This is a genomic window from Pseudomonas sp. HR96 (genome assembly GCF_034059295.1).
In the GTDB taxonomy this organism is placed as follows: domain Bacteria; phylum Pseudomonadota; class Gammaproteobacteria; order Pseudomonadales; family Pseudomonadaceae; genus Aquipseudomonas.
This window is the reverse complement of the sequence record NZ_CP139141.1, coordinates 1,398,946-1,416,951: the sequence shown is the minus strand read 5'-3', so window position 1 is coordinate 1,416,951 and position 18,006 is coordinate 1,398,946. Positions and strand designations below refer to the sequence as shown.

Annotated in this window: 16 protein-coding genes and 1 pseudogene; 8 read left to right on the top strand and 9 right to left on the bottom strand. The window is 63.6% G+C overall.

Annotated elements, in window-relative coordinates:
- Positions 1-20: 20 nt before the first annotated feature.
- The 7 genes from rseP to rpsB form a co-directional block, all read right to left on the bottom strand.
- On the bottom strand, positions 21-1,373 hold the full coding sequence (gene rseP / locus SFA35_RS06680; RefSeq protein ID WP_320576474.1) for a sigma E protease regulator RseP: 1,353 nt from the start codon (positions 1,371-1,373) through the stop codon (positions 21-23).
- 49 nt (positions 1,374-1,422) lie between these two features.
- Positions 1,423-2,625: a 1-deoxy-D-xylulose-5-phosphate reductoisomerase gene (ispC, locus tag SFA35_RS06675; protein ID WP_320578881.1), complete on the bottom strand. Its 1,203-nt coding sequence runs from the start codon at positions 2,623-2,625 to the stop codon at positions 1,423-1,425.
- Between the two features lie 17 nt (positions 2,626-2,642).
- Positions 2,643-3,458: a phosphatidate cytidylyltransferase gene (locus tag SFA35_RS06670; protein ID WP_320576472.1), complete on the bottom strand. Its 816-nt coding sequence runs from the start codon at positions 3,456-3,458 to the stop codon at positions 2,643-2,645.
- Entirely contained in the window at positions 3,458-4,213 is a 756-nt protein-coding gene (gene uppS / locus SFA35_RS06665; protein WP_320576470.1) for a polyprenyl diphosphate synthase, read from the bottom strand. Before uppS ends, SFA35_RS06670 begins: the two co-directional genes overlap by 1 nt.
- Positions 4,214-4,229: 16 nt before the next feature.
- Positions 4,230-4,787, bottom strand: a complete 558-nt coding sequence (gene frr, locus SFA35_RS06660) for a ribosome recycling factor (RefSeq protein WP_320576468.1) — start codon at positions 4,785-4,787, stop codon at positions 4,230-4,232.
- A gap of 240 nt (positions 4,788-5,027) precedes the next feature.
- Positions 5,028-5,900, bottom strand: a complete 873-nt coding sequence (gene tsf / locus SFA35_RS06655) for a translation elongation factor Ts (protein WP_320576466.1) — start codon at positions 5,898-5,900, stop codon at positions 5,028-5,030.
- Positions 5,901-5,990: 90 nt separating this feature from the next.
- Positions 5,991-6,731, bottom strand: coding sequence for a 30S ribosomal protein S2 (gene rpsB / locus SFA35_RS06650; RefSeq protein WP_320576464.1), 741 nt, complete (start codon positions 6,729-6,731; stop codon positions 5,991-5,993).
- A gap of 379 nt (positions 6,732-7,110) precedes the next feature.
- On the opposite strand from rpsB, the gene map reads away from it, so the two are divergent.
- The 3 genes from map to dapC are packed head-to-tail and all read left to right on the top strand — an operon-like array spanning position 7,111 to position 11,837.
- Positions 7,111-7,890 carry a type I methionyl aminopeptidase gene (map, locus tag SFA35_RS06645; protein ID WP_320576460.1) on the top strand — a complete coding sequence of 260 codons (780 nt, stop codon included), beginning with the start codon at positions 7,111-7,113 and terminating at the stop codon, positions 7,888-7,890.
- A 40-nt stretch (positions 7,891-7,930) separates the two neighbouring features.
- On the top strand, positions 7,931-10,639 hold the full coding sequence (locus SFA35_RS06640) for a [protein-PII] uridylyltransferase (protein ID WP_320576455.1): 2,709 nt from the start codon (positions 7,931-7,933) through the stop codon (positions 10,637-10,639).
- Between the two features lies 1 nt (position 10,640).
- Positions 10,641-11,837: a succinyldiaminopimelate transaminase gene (gene dapC, locus SFA35_RS06635; RefSeq protein ID WP_320576454.1), complete on the top strand. Its 1,197-nt coding sequence runs from the start codon at positions 10,641-10,643 to the stop codon at positions 11,835-11,837.
- 111 nt (positions 11,838-11,948) lie between these two features.
- Here dapC and SFA35_RS06630 read toward each other — a convergent pair whose 3' ends face one another.
- Positions 11,949-13,604 carry a Na+/H+ antiporter gene (locus SFA35_RS06630; protein ID WP_320576452.1) on the bottom strand — a complete coding sequence of 552 codons (1,656 nt, stop codon included), beginning with the start codon at positions 13,602-13,604 and terminating at the stop codon, positions 11,949-11,951.
- A 151-nt stretch (positions 13,605-13,755) separates the two neighbouring features.
- On the opposite strand from SFA35_RS06630, the pseudogene SFA35_RS06625 reads away from it, so the two are divergent.
- From SFA35_RS06625 to SFA35_RS06605, 5 genes and pseudogenes are all read left to right on the top strand, one after another.
- Positions 13,756-13,933: pseudogene (locus SFA35_RS06625) on the top strand (helix-turn-helix domain-containing protein); the annotation flags it as partial.
- Positions 13,934-14,049: 116 nt separating this feature from the next.
- Positions 14,050-14,397 carry an ArsC family reductase gene (locus SFA35_RS06620; protein WP_320576450.1) on the top strand — a complete coding sequence of 116 codons (348 nt, stop codon included), beginning with the start codon at positions 14,050-14,052 and terminating at the stop codon, positions 14,395-14,397.
- 60 nt (positions 14,398-14,457) lie between these two features.
- Positions 14,458-15,492, top strand: a complete 1,035-nt coding sequence (gene dapD, locus SFA35_RS06615) for a 2,3,4,5-tetrahydropyridine-2,6-dicarboxylate N-succinyltransferase (protein WP_320576447.1) — start codon at positions 14,458-14,460, stop codon at positions 15,490-15,492.
- A 54-nt stretch (positions 15,493-15,546) separates the two neighbouring features.
- Positions 15,547-16,752 (top strand): cysteine desulfurase, encoded by a 1,206-nt coding sequence (locus SFA35_RS06610; protein WP_320576445.1) that lies wholly within the window; start codon positions 15,547-15,549, stop codon positions 16,750-16,752.
- A complete protein-coding gene (locus SFA35_RS06605) occupies positions 16,749-17,153 on the top strand; it encodes a SufE family protein (protein ID WP_320576443.1) in 405 nt (134 codons plus the stop codon). The genes SFA35_RS06610 and SFA35_RS06605 overlap by 4 nt, the downstream gene beginning before the upstream one ends.
- A gap of 12 nt (positions 17,154-17,165) precedes the next feature.
- Here SFA35_RS06605 and tcdA read toward each other — a convergent pair whose 3' ends face one another.
- Complete coding sequence (gene tcdA, locus SFA35_RS06600; RefSeq protein ID WP_320576441.1) at positions 17,166-17,975, bottom strand: tRNA cyclic N6-threonylcarbamoyladenosine(37) synthase TcdA; 810 nt, start codon at positions 17,973-17,975, stop codon at positions 17,166-17,168.
- Between the last annotated feature and the right edge of the window lie 31 nt (positions 17,976-18,006).

Here is an 18,006-nt window from a genome sequence, read left to right as displayed (position 1 = left end):
GTTCGCAATTGAGCGAAGCTTTACAGTCGACCCAAATCGTTTATCAGGGCGAGGAGCATGACCCCAACCACCAAGCTGATACCGATCTGGATCCCCCAACCTTGCACCCGATCAGAGACTGGGCGACCACGCACCCACTCGATCAGATAGAAGAGCAAATGCCCCCCATCCAGTACAGGAATGGGTAGCAAATTCAGAACCCCCAGGCTAATGCTCAGATAGGCAAGGAAATTCAGGAAATCCCCGATGCCTGACTGGGCCGAAGCGCCCGCCACTTTAGCAATGGTTATCGGTCCACTCAAGTTTTTTACCGAGAGCTCGCCGAACAGCATTTTCTTCAGAGAATCAAGGGTCAGCACACTCATGGTCCAGGTGCGCCGCGCGCCCTCGGCCACAGCGTCGAGCGGGCCGTAACGCACTTCACGAAGCATGTCCGCTGGCCAGTCGACCGGCTTGACCCCGGCCCCCAGATAACCGGTGGCTGCCTTGCCCTCCCCGCGCGTGGCCAGGCTGACCGGAACGTCAATTGGAGCACCGTCGCGTTCGATATGCAGCACAATTCGGGTATCAGCGAGTGTACGAACCCGGTCGACCACTTGCTGCCAGTCGTCCAGAGGCTGGCCGTCAAGGCTCAACAGACGGTCGCCGGCCTTGAGGCCAGCGCTCTGCGCCGGGCCTTTCGGATCGATTTCGGCCAGCACCGGGGCAAGCGCCGGACGCCACGGGCGAATCCCCAGCGAGCGGATCGGATCAGGCTCTTCGGAACCCTTGAGCCAGTCATCGAGCTGCAGGCGCCTGGCCACCGGCTCCGACGACGCGCCGTCGCGTACGCTGAAGGTCAGCACACCGCTCTCACCCAGGCGACGCACCAGCTGCAGATTGACCGCCGACCAGCCCGGGGTGGCCTCGCCATCGACTGCAACTATTTCCTCACCACTGACCAGCCCGGCATGGGCGGCGATGCTGCCCGCCTCCACCGCGCCGACGACCGGCCGCACCTGTTGGCTGCCCAGCATTGCCAACACCCAGAAGAACACCAGGGCCAGCAGGAAGTTGGCAATCGGTCCGGCGGCCACGATTGCAATGCGCTGGCGCACAGTCTTGCGATTGAAAGACTGATCCTGCAGCTCGGCGGGCACTTCGCCTTCACGCTCGTCGAGCATCTTGACGTAGCCGCCCAAGGGAATGGCCGCGACCACGTACTCGGTGCCCTGCCGATCCTTCCAGCGCAGCAAGGGGGTGCCGAAGCCCACGGAGAAGCGCAGGACCTTGACGCCACAGCGCCGCGCGACCCAGAAATGGCCGAACTCGTGAAACGTGACCAGCACGCCCAATGCCACCAGGGTGCCGACAATCATGTAAAGCGCGCTCATGGCTCTCTCCGAAAATCTGCCCTGCCGCTGTCGGGCGCGGTGAAGTTACTCATCGTCTGCCTTGCGTGGCGTCGCTGCCGTGCTGCTGCAACCAATGTTGGGCCAGCTGCCGAGCCTGAGTGTCGGCAGCGAACACAGCCTCCAGATCCTGCAGCGGCAACACCGGCTGCTGGTTCAGCACATCCTCGATCATACCCGCGATCTGCGGATAGCGAATGCGCCCCGCCAGGAAAGCCGACACGGCCACTTCATTCGCCGCATTGAGGATGGCCGGGGCGCTGTGGCCCGCCTGCGCAGCCTGCCGCGCCAGGCGCAGACAGGGGAAGCGCTGCTCGTCGGGTGCTTCGAAGTCGAGCCGGGCGATGGCAAACAGGTCCAGCGGCGCCACACCCGAATCGATGCGCTGCGGCCAGGCCAGTGCATGGGCGATAGGCGTGCGCATGTCGGGGTTGCCCAGTTGCGCGAGCACCGAGCCGTCGACGTAGTCCACCAGCGAATGAATCACGCTTTGCGGATGCACCACCACTTCGACCTGGGCCGGGGTGGCGTCGAACAGCCAGCAGGCCTCGATCAGCTCCAGGCCTTTATTCATCATGCTGGCCGAATCGACCGAGATCTTGCGGCCCATTGACCAGTTGGGGTGAGCGCACGCCTGCTCAGGGGTGACATGTTGCAAGCTCGCCAACGGCGTCTGGCGGAACGGCCCACCCGAGGCCGTCAGCAGGATACGCCGCACGCCAACCGGCGCCAGACCGCGGGCGAAGTCGCCCGGCAGGCACTGGAAAATAGCGTTGTGCTCGCTGTCGATCGGCAGCAGCACGGCGCCGCTGGCGCGCACCGCCTGCATGAACAATGCGCCGGACATCACCAGCGCTTCCTTGTTGGCCAGCAACACCTTCTTGCCCGCCTGCACGGCCGCCAGGGTCGGGCGCAAGCCCGCGGCGCCGACGATGGCGGCCATCACCGCATCCACCTCGGGGGCCGCGGCCACTTCGCACAGCCCCGCCTCACCCACCAGCACCTCGGTGTGCAGCCCTTCGGCGCGCAACCCGGCGACCAGCCATTGGGCGGCCTGGTCATCCGGCACCACCGCCATCTGCGGACGATGACGCAGACACAGGGCGAGCAGCTCCTGCAGGCGCGAGAACCCACTCAGGGCAAACACCTGGTAACGATCGGGATGGCGTGCTACCACATCCAGGGTGCTCAGGCCGATGGAGCCGGTGGCACCGAGTACGGTAATGCGCTGCACGGCGCCGGCCGAGCCGTTCAAAACGCGCCCCAGCCTGCAGCCCAGAGCAACACGGTGAACACCGGAATGGCCGCAGTCAGGCTGTCGATACGGTCAAGCACGCCGCCGTGGCCAGGTAGCAGATTGCTGCTGTCCTTGATCCCGGCGCGGCGCTTGAACATGCTTTCGGTCAGGTCACCGACCACCGAGATGGCTACCACCAGCGCCGTGGCGATCAGCCCCAGCACCAGCTCGCGCGCACTCCAATGACGTTGCAGCCCGACTATCAGCGCAATCAACAGGCACAACAGCATGCCGCCAATGAAGCCTTCCCAGCTCTTGCCCGGGCTGACCTGCGGCGCCAGCTTGCGCTTGCCGAAGGCCTTGCCGGAAAAGTAGGCGCCGATGTCGGCACCCCAGACCAGGACCATCACGGCCATGATCAGCCAGTTGCCCAGTGGCCACTGCTTGATCAGCACCAGGCCTTGCCAGGCCGGCAGCAGAATCACCAGGCCGATCACCAGCCGGCGGGCCAGGCCGCCCCACAGCGCGACAGTACGCGGGTAGGTCAGTACCAGGAAAGTCGCCACCAGCCACCACAGCACGGCCACGGCGAGCAGCCATGGCGCCAGACCTGGCGAGTGGTACAGCCAGGTCAGCGCCAGGGCCACGGCCAGCGCGAAGACGATACGCGAGACCTGACCGTCGAGCCCGGCCAGGCGCGCCCACTCCCAGGCACCCAGGGTCACCACCAGGCCGATGAACAGAGCGAAACCGGCACCGCTCAGCAGGAAGAAGCCACAAATGGCGATGGGCAGCAGGATCAGGGCGGTGATGATGCGTTGCTTGAGCATTAAGCGCGGGCTCCAGACTCGACTTGTTCGCTCGTTTTACCGAAGCGACGCTGACGCGAGGCGAAATCGGCCAGGGCATTGCGCATGGCCTCGTGTTTGAAGTCCGGCCAGAACAGGTCGGAGAAATACAGCTCGGCATAGGCCAGCTGCCACAGCAGGAAGTTGCTGATGCGGTGCTCCCCACCGGTGCGGATGCACAGGTCGGGCAGCGGCAGGTCGCCGGTGGCCAGGCACGTCTGCAACAGCTGCGGGGTAATGTCCTCGGGCTGCAGATGGCCAGCCTGGACTTCGCGCGCCAGGCGCTGGGCGGCCTGCGCGATATCCCACTGACCGCCATAGTTCGCGGCGATCTGCAGCACGAAGCGCCCGGGGCCGGCGGTCAAGGCCTCGGCCTCGCGCATGGCGGACTGCAGCTCGGGGTGGAACCGCGAGCGGTCGCCGATGATGCGCAGGCTGATCTGGTTGTCGTTGAGGCGCCGGGCCTCGCGGCGCAGCGCCGAGAAGAACAGTTCCATCAACGCCCCGACCTCTTCGGCCGGGCGCTGCCAGTTCTCACTGGAGAAGGCGAACAGCGTCAGCACCTCGACCTTGGCTTCGGCACAGACTTCAATCACCGCGCGCACAGCGTCGACGCCAGCCTTGTGCCCGGCGACACCAGGCAACAGGCGTTTCTTGGCCCAACGATTATTGCCGTCCATGATGATCGCGACGTGGCGCGGCACGGCGGCAGGCACTGCCAGCTTGGTCTTGTCCATGAAAAAGTGCTGGTCCTTATACGGCCATGAGGTCAGCTTCTTTCTGTTTCACTGCCACTTCGATTTCGGCAACGAACTTGTCGGTCAGCTTCTGGACTTCGTCAGCGGCACGACGCTCTTCGTCTTCGCTGATTTCCTTTTCCTTGACCAGATCCTTGAGCTGGCTCAAGGCATCGCGACGAATGTTGCGCACGGCCACACGACCGTCTTCTGCTGCGTCCCGCGCCTGCTTGGTGAAGCCCTTGCGGGTTTCTTCGGTCAGCGCCGGCATGGAGATCAGCAGCAGCTCGCCCAGGTTGGTCGGGTTGAAGCCCAGACCGGAGCTCTGAATGGCCTTGTCCACGGCGCCGAGCATGTTGCGTTCGAATGCCACCACCTGCAAGGTGCGGGCGTCCTTGACGGTGACGTTGGCCACCTGATTGATCGGGGTGTCGGCGCCGTAGTAAGGCACCATCACGCCACTGAGAATGCTGGGGTGCGCCTGGCCAGTGCGGATGCGGCTGAAAGCGTGAGCCAGCGACTCCAGACTCTTCTGCATACGCGCCTGGGCGTCTTTCTTGATTTCGTTGATCATTGTTCGCCTTCCTCGATCGAAATTACTACAAACCGGTAAAACACATCCCACAGTGGATCGGCAGTGTACACGCCATCCACGTTGCTCGCCTTGCTCTGCAAGCAGGCTGATGGTTTCAGCCCCGCACTTGCAATGCCCCGTTACAAAAACTGTCGAAAGTGTTCCAAACAGACTTTGTAAAAAAAGGCCGCGCGCGTGAGCGGGCAGCCTCTTTTTTGGGGCGACAGACGTGAGGCTGTCTTATTGCTTGCTGGCAGCCGCAACCTGCGCAGCCACTTCGTCGGCGAAGTTGTCGACCGGCTTCTCGATGCCGTCACCTACTTTGAAGTAGGTGAAGGAGACGATTTCAGCGCCGCCTTTCTTGGCCAGTTCACCGACCTTGATCTCAGGGTTCTTGACGAACGCCTGCTCGACCAGGCTGGCTTCAGCGAGGAACTTGCTGATGCGACCGGCGACCATCTTTTCGACGATGTCGGCAGGCTTGCCCTTGATCTTGTCTTCGTTCAGGGACAGGAAAACGCCCTTCTCGCGCTCGATCGCTTCGGCCGAGACTTCCGACGGCAGCAGGAACTCAGGGTTGCTGGCAGCCACGTGCATGGCGATGTCCTTGGCCAGTTCAGCGTTGCCGCCCTTGAGGGCAACCACGACGCCGATCTTGTTGCCGTGCAGGTAAGCATCGACCACGTCGCCTTCCACACGCACCAGGCGGCGAATGTTGACGTTCTCGCCGACCTTGGCGACCAGGGTTTCACGAGCAGGCTCTTGAGCAGCGATCAGCGGAGCGGCGTCGGTCAGCTTGTCGGCGAAAGCCTTTTCAACGCTGGCAGCGACGAAATTCTTGAAGTCTTCCTGCAGAGCCAGGAAGTCGGTCTGCGAGTTGACTTCGAGGATGACAGCGGACTTGTGGTCAGCTGCAACCTTGACCGCGATAGCACCTTCAGCGGCAATGTTGCCAGCCTTCTTGGCGGCCTTGATGGCGCCCGAAGCACGCATGTCATCAATGGCTTTTTCGATGTCGCCGCCAGCCTTGGTCAAGGCCTTCTTGCAATCCATCATGCCTTCGCCGGTGCGCTCGCGCAGTTCTTTGACCAACGCTGCAGTAATTTCTGCCATTTCAAAATCCTCTTGGACTGATTCTTGAGGTGGCAAAAAGGGGGCCTAGCCCCCTTTTTGCGTACTGAGTAAACGCCTGGCGTCTAAGACTCAGCCTTCTACCGCTGCAGCCGGTGCGTCCTGAACGAATTCTTCAGTACCGCCAGCGACGTGGTTGCGGCCACGGATGACGGCGTCGGCCATCGAACCCATGTACAGCTGGATGGCGCGGATGGCGTCATCGTTGCCTGGGATGATGTAGTCAACGCCTTCCGGGCTGCTGTTGGTATCGACAACGCCGATGACCGGGATGCCCAGCTTGTTGGCTTCGGTGATCGCGATGCGCTCGTGATCGACGTCGATGACGAACAGTGCGTCAGGCAGGCCGCCCATGTCCTTGATACCACCCAGGCTGCGATCCAGTTTTTCCAGGTCGCGGGTGCGCATCAGGGCTTCTTTCTTGGTCAGCTTGGCGAAGGTGCCATCTTCGGCCTGGGTTTCCAGGTCGCGCAGACGCTTGATCGAAGCACGGATGGTCTTGAAGTTGGTCAGCATGCCGCCCAACCAGCGGTGGTCAACGTACGGCGAACCGCAACGTGCTGCTTCTTCAGCAACGATCTTGCCAGCCGAACGCTTGGTGCCGACGAACAGGATCTTGTTCTTGCCCTGGGCCAGACGCTCAACGAAAGTCAGAGCTTCGTTGAACATAGGCAGGGTTTTTTCGAGGTTGATGATGTGAATCTTGTTGCGCGCGCCGAAAATGTACTTGCCCATTTTCGGGTTCCAGTAACGGGTCTGGTGGCCGAAGTGCACACCGGCCTTCAGCATATCGCGCATATTGACTTGGGACATGATAGTTCCTTGATAAGTCGGGTTAGGCCTCCACGTATCCCAATGACCAACCAGCGGCATTCGCCTCAGGCACCCAGGTCATCGTGTCGACACGTGTGTGGGGTTTGTGCTTCGGGGCCTGCCATGGGCGTGCCTCGCAAAGCGGCGCATTTTATAACACAGATTCTTGACCAGATAAACCCGTAATGCTGTTGATCGCCAAGGGTTTTCTGCCCGACGGAGTGTCGCCGGTCATGTTACCCCTTGAATCACAAGGTGGCGGGCCCCATTGCGGTGGCTTGCTACTCTATATAAAGCTGTCCGCCATGCCCAGCCGGAGCTCTGGTAGAATCAGCCTCTTTGCATCTTCACCCGCGCCTGTGGCGCCGAGAGAGCCTGTATGACCGTCACCATCAAGACCCCCGAGGACATCGAGAAAATGCGCATCGCCGGCCAGTTGGCTGCCGATGTCCTGGAAATGATCGCTTCCTACGTCAAGCCCGGTGTGACCACCGAAGAGCTTGACCGGCTGTGCCACGACTACATCGTCAACGAGCAGCGGGCCATTCCCGCACCTTTGAATTACAAGGGTTTCCCCAAGTCGATCTGCACCTCGATCAATCACGTCGTATGCCACGGGATCCCCGGCGACAAGCCCCTCAAGGACGGTGACACGCTGAACATCGATGTCACCGTGATCAAGGATGGCTACCACGGCGACACCAGCCGCATGTTCCACGTCGGCAGCGTGCCGGTATGGGCCGAGCGCCTGTCCCAGGTCACCCAGGAATGCCTGTACAAGGCCATTGAACTGGTCAAGCCAGGCTGCCGCCTGGGTGACATCGGCGAAGTGATCCAGAAGCACGCGGAGAAGAACGGCTTCTCGGTGGTGCGTGAATTCTGCGGCCATGGCATCGGCAAGGTGTTCCACGAAGAGCCGCAGGTCCTGCATTACGGGCGCGCCGGCACGGGCATGGAACTGGTCGAGGGCATGACCTTCACCATCGAGCCGATGATCAACCAGGGCAAGGCCGACACGAAGGTGCTGGGCGACGGCTGGACCGCCATCACCAAGGACCGCAAGCTCTCCGCGCAGTGGGAACACACCATTCTGGTGACGGCCAACGGCTACGAGATCTTCACCTTGCGCTCGGATGACACCATTCCTCGCAGCAACTGATGCACCGCCCGCGACACCGTTCGAATCGAGGAAGGTAGTAATGCCACAAGTGGATCCGGAGCTGTTCGACCGCGGCCAGTTCCAGGCCGAGCTCGCCCTCAAGGCCAGCCCTATCGGCGCCTTCAAGAAAGCCATCCGCCAGGCCCATGAAGTGCTCGACGGGCGGTTTCGCGCCGGGCGCAACATTCGCCGGCTGATCGAGGACCGTGCCTGGTTCGTCGACAACATCCTGCAGCAGGCCTGGGCGCAGTTCGACTGGAGCGACGAGGCCGACATCGCCCTGGTGGCCGTGGGCGGCTACGGTCGCGGCGAGCTGCACCCCTACTCCGACATCGACCTGCTGATTCTGCTGGAGCATGACGACCACGAGGTCTTCCGCGATTCCATCGAGCGTTTCCTCACGCTGCTCTGGGACATCGGCCTGGAGGTTGGGCAGAGCGTGCGCTCGGTCGCCGAGTGCGCATCCGAGGCGCGGGCCGACCTGACCGTCATCACCAACCTCATGGAGAGCCGCACCATCGCCGGCCCCGAGCGCCTGCGCCGGAGCATGATCGAGGTGACCAGCCCTGCGCACATGTGGCCAAGCAAGGAATTCTTCCTGGCCAAACGTGCCGAGCAGAAGACCCGGCATCACAAGTACAACGACACCGAATACAACCTGGAGCCCAACGTCAAGGGCTCGCCCGGCGGGCTGCGCGACATCCAGACCATCCTCTGGGTCGCCCGGCGCCAGTTCGGCACCCTCAACCTGCACGCACTGGCTGGCCAGGGTTTCCTGTTGGAGAGCGAGAACAGCCTGCTGGCCTCCTCCCAGGAATTTCTCTGGAAGGTACGCTACGCCTTGCACATGCTCGCCGGGCGCAGCGAAGACCGCCTGCTGTTCGATTACCAGCGCAGCATCGCCGGGTTGCTGGGCTACAAGGACAGCGACGCGAAGCTGGCCATCGAGCGCTTCATGCAGAAGTACTACCGCGTGGTAATGAGCATTGCCGAACTGAGCGATCTGATCATTCAGCATTTCGAGGAAGTCATTCTCGCCGACGACGACGGCAGCAGCACCCAGCCGATCAACTCGCGCTTCCAGCTTCATGACGGCTACATCGAGGCAACCCACGCCAACGTGTTCAAGCGTACACCGTTCGCCATGCTGGAAATCTTCGTGCTGATGGCCCAGAACCCCGACATCAAGGGCGTGCGCGCCGACACCATCCGCCTGCTGCGCGAACACCGACACCTGATCGACGACGAATTTCGCAACGATATCCGCAACACCAGCCTGTTCATCGAGCTGTTCAAATGTGAAGTCGGGATCCATCGCAACCTGCGTCGCATGAACCGCTATGGCATCCTCGGCCGCTACCTGCCCGAGTTCGGCCACATCGTCGGGCAGATGCAGCACGACCTGTTCCACATCTATACCGTCGATGCGCACACGCTCAACCTGATCAAGCATCTGCGCAAGCTGCAGTACAGCCAGACCCAGGTGTCGGAGAAATTCCCCCTGGCCAGCAAGGTCATGGGACGCCTGCCCAAGCCCGAGCTGATCTACCTGGCCGGGCTGTACCATGACATCGGCAAGGGCCGTAACGGTGACCACTCCGAACTCGGCGCGCTGGATGCCGAAGCCTTCGCGGCGCGCCATCAGCTGCCAGCATGGGACAGCCGGCTGATCGTCTGGCTGGTGCAGAACCACCTGGTGATGTCCACTACTGCACAGCGCAAGGATCTATCCGACCCCCAGGTGATCCATGACTTTGCCGGCCAGGTTGGCGACGAAGTACACCTGGACTACCTCTATGTGCTGACCGTGGCCGACATCAACGCCACCAACCCGACGCTGTGGAATTCCTGGCGGGCCAGCCTGCTGCGCCAGCTCTACACCGAGACCAAGCGCGCACTGCGCCGCGGCCTGGAGAACCCGCTCGAGCGCGAGGAGCAGATCCGCCGCACGCAAAGCGCCGCGCTGGATATCCTGGTGCGCGGCGGCACCGACCCCGACGACGTCGAGCAGCTGTGGTCGCAACTGGGTGACGACTATTTCCTGCGCCACAACGCCGCCGATGTGGCCTGGCACAGCGACGCGATCCTGCAGCAACCGGTAGACGGCGGCCCGCTGGTACTGATCAAGGAGACCACCCAGCGCGAGTTCGAGGGCGGCACGCAGATCTTCATCTATGCACCGGACCAGCACGACTTCTTCGCCGTGACCGTGGCCGCCATGGACCAGCTGAACCTGAACATCCATGACGCGCGCATCATCACCTCGAGCAGCCAGTTCACCCTCGACACCTATATAGTGCTCGACAACGACGGCGGCTCGATCGGCGACAACCCTCAGCGCATCAAGCAGATCCGCGAAGGCCTGGCCGAGGCACTGCGCAACCCGGACGACTACCCGACCATCATCCAGCGCCGGGTCCCGCGCCAGCTCAAGCATTTCGCCTTTGCGCCGCAGGTGACCATCCAGAACGACACCCAGCGCCCGGTTACCATTCTCGAGCTCAATGCCCCGGACCGTCCCGGCCTGCTGGCGCGCATCGGCAAGATCTTCCTGGAATTTGACCTGTCGCTGCAGAACGCCAAGATCGCCACCCTCGGCGAGCGCGTCGAAGACGTGTTCTTCATCACCGACGCGCACAACCAGCCGCTGTCCGACCCGCACCTGTGCGGGCGACTGCAGAACACCATCGTCGAACAGTTGAGCGTCAGCCAGGCGCCCGGCGTCGAACTGTCCCGCTTGAGCATTTGAAATGAACAACGCCCTGAATCTGCTGCAACCCTACCCGTTCGAAAAGCTGCGCGCCCTGCTGGCCGGCGCCGTGCCGCCGGCCGACAAGCGCGCGATATCGCTGTCGATCGGCGAACCCAAGCACACCTCGCCGGCGTTCGTCGCCCAGGCCATGGCCGACAATCTCGACAAGATGGCGGTCTACCCCACCACGCTGGGGCTGCCTGCGCTGCGCGAGGCCATCGCCCAGTGGTGCGAGCGGCGCTTCGACGTGCCGGCCGGCTGGCTCGACGCTGCGCGCCACGTGCTACCAGTGACCGGCACCCGCGAGGCGCTCTTCGCCTTCACCCAAACGGTGGTGCAGCGCGACGTCGACGGCCTGGTCGTCAGCCCCAACCCGTTCTACCAGATCTACGAAGGGGCGGCCTTGCTCGCCGGCGCCCAGCCACACTACCTGCCCTGCCTGGCTGAAAACGGCTTCAATCCGGATTTCGATGCGGTATCCGCCGAAACCTGGCAGCGCTGCCAGATCCTCTTCCTGTGCTCGCCCGGCAACCCGACCGGCGCACTGGTGCCGCTGGCGACCCTGAAAAAACTGATCGCCCTGGCCGACGAACACGACTTCGTGATCGCCGCCGACGAATGTTACAGCGAGCTGTACTTCGATGAAGAGGCGCCACCACCAGGCCTGTTGACTGCCTGTGCGCAACTGGGCCGCAGCGACTTCAAGCGCTGCGTGGTGTTTCACAGCCTGTCCAAGCGCTCCAACCTGCCAGGCCTGCGTTCGGGCTTTGTTGCCGGCGACGCCGAGATTCTCAAGGCCTTCCTGCTGTACCGCACCTACCATGGCTGCGCGATGCCCGTGCAGACCCAGCTGGCGAGCATTGCCGCCTGGAACGACGAAGCCCACGTGCGCACCAACCGCGACCTGTACCGCGCCAAGTTCGACGCCGTGCTCGACATCCTCGCGCCGGTGCTGGACGTGCAACGGCCGGACGGCAGCTTCTACCTGTGGCCGAAGGTGCCGATGGACGATGCGCAGTTCACTCGCGAGCTGTTTGCCAGCCAGCATGTGACCGTGGTGCCCGGCTCGTACCTGTCCCGTGAAGTCGACGGCTTCAACCCCGGCGCTCAGCGCGTGCGCCTGGCGCTGGTGGCCCCTCTGGCCGAATGCATCGAGGCGGCTGGGCGGATTCGCGAGTTCGTACAGCAGCGCTGATCCTCTCGGGATCAAACCGGCCTTTCGGCGGCTTCGCCCCCTCCCACCTCAACGCGGGCCCCCTGTGGCGGGGCTAATCCGGGAGGGGGCACAGCCCCTCGAACTTTGCCGTCAGACCCCTCTGCCCAACTGCGCCTCACTCAGGTCCAATTCGGCCAGCACCTCGCGCACCACATCATCCCCCACCCGCCGACTACGCTGCAGGCTGTACAGCTCGCGGCGTTGCGCGCGCAAAGCGCGCAGCCGCAGGCGGCGCTCCAGCTGATCCATCTGCCTGGCCAGCGCCTGGGCCTCTTCCGAATCGTTGAAGATGTCCAGATGGTGCCGATACTCGGACATGACCCGCGCCTTGGCTTCAGTGGCCAACGCCGCCTGAGCGGCTTGGGCGGCTTCATCGCCGGTGGCCGCATCCGCTGGATCGTCCGTCTCCAGCTCGCGGATCGCGGCTTCGGCGGTGGCCCTGCGCGCCTCGCGCACGGCACGCTGCTGCGCATCGTCCGGGCCGCGCACCAGGCCGCGCAACAGTAATGGCAGGCCGATGCAGGCCGTCACCAGCGACAACAGGATCACCCCCGCCGCGATGAAGATCAGCAGGTCGCGTTCGGGGAAGTCTTGCCCAGGGGCCATCAACAATGGGACTGAAAGCGTGCCCGCCAGGGTTACCGCCCCGCGCACACCGCCCAAGGTCAGCAGCCAGCAGGAGCGCGCCGTCGGCAACTCGCTCAGCTGACCTGCGCCACGCCAGCGGCGCAGCCGACCAATCATGCGCCAGGTGCTCTGCACCCACACGTAGCGCAGCAGCACCAGCACTGCGAAGATTGCCAGCACATCCAGGCAGCGCCACAGCAGCGTCGGCCACAGCGAGGGTTCGTGGCTGGCCACGGCTTTGAGGATGTCGGGCAACTGCAGCCCCAGCATGAGAAAGATCAAGCCGTTGAACACGAACTCCAGCAGGGCCCAGACGCTGCGGTTGAGCAACCGCGTGCTGGTCTGGCGCGGCAGCAGGTCCAGCCAGCTTTGCATCATGCCAGCGGCCACGGCCGAGAGGATGCCCGACAGCTCAAGGCGCTCGGCCAGTACATAGGCGGCGAACGGCAACAGCAACATCAGCACCACATGGGTGGCCGGATCATCCCAGCCACGCGCGATCATCCAGGCTCGCCCCTTGCCCACCACCCAGCTCAGCGCCACGCCGACCGCCAAACCGCCCAGCGCCACCAGAAGGAAGGTGACGCTGGCCTCGGCAAGGGAAAAATAACCCGTCATCGCTGCCGCGATAGCGAACTTGAAGGTCACCAGGCCCGAGGCGTCGTTCATCAGCGCCTCGCCCTGCAGCAGACGCATCAGGTTGGTCGGCAGGCGGTCCTGGGCGATCGCCGACACTGCCACGGCATCGGTCGGCGAAAGCACTGCGGCCAGGGCGAAAGCCACCGGCAGCGGGATGCTCGGCAACAGCCAATGGATGAAATAACCGGCGCCGATCACCGTGAACAGCACCAGGCCCACCGCCAGGGTCAGGATCGAGCTGCGCAGACGCCAGAGGTCACGCTTGGGCATGCGCCAGCCGTCGGAGAACAGCAACGGCGGCAAGAACAGAAAGAGAAACAATTCAGGGTCGAGGGCTACGTGCAAGCCCAGGGTCGGCACCGCCAGAATGGCCCCGGCGGCAATCTGCACCAGCGGCAGGGGCAACGGCAGCAAACGCGCGACCAGACGCGAGACGCTGACCAGCATCAGCAGGATGAGAACGGTGTAGGCGCTTTGCATGAGACGGCGAATCCTTGGATCGGCTGGCAATATGGCCCGGTTTAGAGCCTTGCCAAGCGCTTAGGTTGCAGATCGAGCGGTGCGCCGAAAAGCCGCATGCGCAACAATGACTTATTTGCTGATAAGGTCTCCAACCTCACGCCACCAAAAAGCCACGCCCATACGCCAATGGCGCGAGTACTCGCGCCTGACCCAGGCCGAGGTCGCAGGGCGGCTGGGAATCAGTCAATCGGCCTACGCTCAGCAAGAGAGCGTCGCCCCCGCGCAAGGCTACCCTGTCACGCATCGCAGCGGCGTTCGCGATCAAACCTGAACAGCTGCACCGCTAGGCAGCCCTGTCACCACCTAGTCATGGCATTGAAAGAATCGATGTCGCATAATTCGGCGATTCGACAGGAAGGAGCAGCGAGGGAGCGTCGGGGAAACCGGCTCGCCTCAGACATTCATGACCTACACCCTTTATGGCATCAAAGCCTGCGACACCATGAAGAAGGCCCGCAGCTGGCTTGACGAACACGCCGTCAGCTACGACTTTCACGATTACAAGGCCGCTGGCATCGACCGCGAGCACCTGAACCGCTGGTGCGACGAACATGGCTGGCAAGTACTGCTCAACCGCGCGGGCACCACCTTCCGCAAGCTCGACGACGCCCAGAAGGCCGATATCGACCAGGCCAAGGCTGTCGAGTTGATGCTGGCGCAACCGTCGATGATCAAGCGCCCGGTGCTCGATCTCGGCGACAGAACCCTGATTGGCTTCAAGCCAGACCTGTACACGGCGGCCGTCCAGTAACTGTCCAGTAACAACAAGCACTGGCAACCGGGCCCCGTTTTTTATTCAAGAGGTAACTCCATGTCCAACCCATTGTTCAGCCTGGCCTTCGGCGTCGGCACCCAGAATCGTCAAGGCAGCTGGCTGGAAGTGTTCTACGCCCAGCCGTTGCTCAACCCCTCGGCCGAGCTGGTCGCCGCCATCGCGCCAGTGCTGGGCTACACCGGCGGCAACCAGGCCATCACCTTCAGCAATACCCAGGCTTCGCAGCTGGCCGAAATCGTCAAGGGCATCGACGCCGCGCAAGGCGCCCTGCTGACCCGCCTCGCTGAAAGCCACAAGCCGCTGGTGGCCACATTGCTGGCCGAAGACGCCGCGCTGACCTCAACCCCCGAGGCCTACCTCAAGCTGCACCTGCTCTCGCATCGCCTGGCCAAGCCGCACGGCCTGAGCCTGGCCGGAATCTTCCCGCTGCTGCCCAATGTGGCCTGGACCAGCCAGGGTGCGGTCGACCTGACCGAACTGCCTGGCCTGCAGCTTGAAGCGCGCCTGCGCGGCGAACTGCTGGAAGTATTCTCGGTGGACAAGTTCCCGAAAATGACCGACTACGTAGTGCCGACCGGCGTACGCATCGCCGACAGCGCTCGCGTGCGTCTGGGTGCCTACATCGGTGAAGGCACCACCATCATGCACGAAGGTTTCGTCAACTTTAACGCTGGCACCGAAGGCCCGGGCATGATCGAAGGCCGCGTCAGCGCAGGCGTATTCGTCGGCAAGGGCTCGGACCTGGGCGGCGGCTGCTCGACCATGGGCACCCTGTCGGGCGGTGGCAACATCATCATCAAGGTCGGCGAAGGCTGCCTGATCGGCGCCAATGCCGGCATCGGTATCCCGCTGGGCGACCGCAACACCGTCGAGGCTGGCCTGTACATCACCGCCGGCACCAAGGTGACGCTGCTGGACGAGAACAACCAGCTGGTCAAAGTGCTCAAGGCTCGCGAGCTGGCCGGCCAGCCGGACCTGCTGTTCCGTCGCAACTCGCAAAGTGGTGCGGTGGAGTGCAAGTCCCACAAGTCGGCCATCGAGCTGAACGAAGCGCTGCACGCTCATAACTAATGGCCCGTCGAGCCCGGCGCAGCCCGGGCTCGACACCCTGTGAGCCAGACGATCATGTTCCAGCCCTCCCCCTGGCGTGCCGATTTTCCGGCCATCGCCGCACTGCAACGACAGCACCAGACCTACCTCGACCACGCGGCCACGGCGCAGAAGCCACAGGCGCTGCTCGATGCCATGAACCACTACTACAGCCACGGTGCCGCCAATGTACACCGGGCCCAGCATCTGCCCGGGGCCTTGGCCACCCAGGCGTTCGAAGCCACCCGCGAACGCGTGGCGCAGTGGCTCAATGCGCCCAGCCTGATGCAGGTGGTCTTTACCCACGGCACCACCAGCGCGATCAACCTGCTGGCCTACGGCCTCGAGCACTTGTTCGAGCCCGGTGATGCCATCGTCATCAGCGCCCTGGAACACCACGCGAACCTGTTGCCCTGGCAGCAACTGGCGCTGCGCAGGCAGCTCGACCTGGTGGTGCTTCCACTCGACCGCCATGGCCTGATCGACGTCGAGTCGGCGCGCTCGCTGATCGGCCCGCGCACCCGGCTGCTCGCCATCAGCCAGTTGTCCAACGTGATCGGCGCCTGGCAACCGCTGCATCAGCTGCTGCCTATGGCCCAGGCTTATGGCGCGTTGACCGTGGTCGACGGCGCTCAGGGCGTGGTCCACGGCCGCCATGACGTTGCCGCCATGGACTGCGACTTCTATACCTTCTCCAGCCACAAACTGTACGGCCCCGACGGCGTCGGCGTGCTCTATGGCAAGGCCGAGGCGCTGGCGCGGCTGCGGCCCTGGCAGTTTGGCGGTGAGATGGTGCAGATGGCCGACTATCAGTCCGCTTCCTTCCATCGCGCACCTTTGGGCTTGGAGGCCGGCACCCCGGCAATCGGCAGCGTGATCGGCCTGGGCGCCACCCTCGAATACCTGGCCGGCCTCGATGCCGACGCCGTGCAGGCCCATGAAGCAGCGCTGCACGGCCATTTGCTGCGCGGTCTCAACGACCGCGAAGGCATCAAGCTGCTGGGCGAGCCGCAGGTGGCGCTGGCCAGCTTTGTGGTCGAGGGCGTGCACAACGCAGACCTTGCCTCGCTGCTGACCGAACAGGGGATCGCCGTGCGCGCCGGCCATCACTGCGCAATGCCGCTGCTCAAGCGCTTTGGCCTGGGCGGCGCGATCCGCGTGTCGTTGGGGCTCTATAACGATTCGCAAGACCTGGAGCAATTCTTCCAGGCGCTGGACAAGGCTCTGGAGATCCTGCGATGAGCCTGCCGCCCGCTGCCGAACAGGCACTGGCGGTGTTCGCCGCAGCGAAAGGCTGGGAACAGCGCGCGCGCCTGCTGATGCAATGGGGTGAGCAGCTGGCGCCGCTGAGCGACAGCGAACGCTGCGAGGCCAACCGTGTGTCGGGCTGCGAAAGCGTGGTATGGCTGGTGGCGCAACGGCAGGGCGAACGCTGGCAATTTCGCGCGGCCAGTGATGCCCGCCTCATCCGCGGGCTGCTGGCGTTGCTTCTTGTGCGAGTCGAGGACGCCAGCACCCAGGAGCTGCAAACGCTCGACCTGGCCGACTGGTTCCATCAGCTGGGGCTCGGGCGGCAATTATCGCCGTCGCGCAGCAACGGCCTCAATGCAGTGCTCAAGCGGATGGCGCAGCTGGTAGCGTAGGGCTTGCCGGCCTCAGACGGCCTTGGCCCGCTCGCTCGGCCGTCGCCCTCCCGCGACGATCTTCTCCACCGCCTTGGTCGCCGCCACCATGCCGAAGGTCGCCGTGACCATCATCACCGCGCCAAAGCCTCCGGCACAGTCCAGCTTGACCCCTTCGCCGACGAAGCTCTTCTGCAGGCAAACGCTGCCATCTGCCGCCGGGTAGCGCAGCTGTTCGGTGGAATACACGCAGGGCACGCTGTAGTGGCGGCTGACATTGCGGGAGAATCCGTAGTCGCGACGCAGCGTCGAGCGCACGTTGGCCGCCAGTGGGTCGTTGTGGGTACGGTTCAGATCGCCCACCCGGATCTGCGTCGGGTCAATCTGCCCGCCGGCGCCACCGGTGCAGATGATCTGCACCTTGCGCCGCTTGCACCAGGCGATCAGCGCCGCCTTGGCGTTGACGCTGTCGATGCAGTCGATCACGCAGTCCAGATGCTCGCCGATGTACTCGGCCATGGTCTCGCGGGTCACGAAGTCCGCGACCGCATGCACGGTACAGGCCGGGTTGATGGCGCGGATGCGCTCGGCCATGACTTCGACCTTGGCCCGCCCGACGTTGCCGTCCAGGGCATGCAACTGCCGATTGGTGTTGCTGACGCAGACGTCATCCAGGTCGAACAGGGAAATCTCCCCTACCCCGCAGCGGGCAATCGCTTCCGCCGCCCAGGAACCAACGCCACCGATACCGACGATCGCCACGTGTGCCGCCTGCAACCGCTGCATGCCTTCACGGCCATACAGGCGGGCAACGCCGGCGAACCGTGGATCTTCTGTAGTCATGACCAACACCTCGAAAAACCGGCGCGCAGTA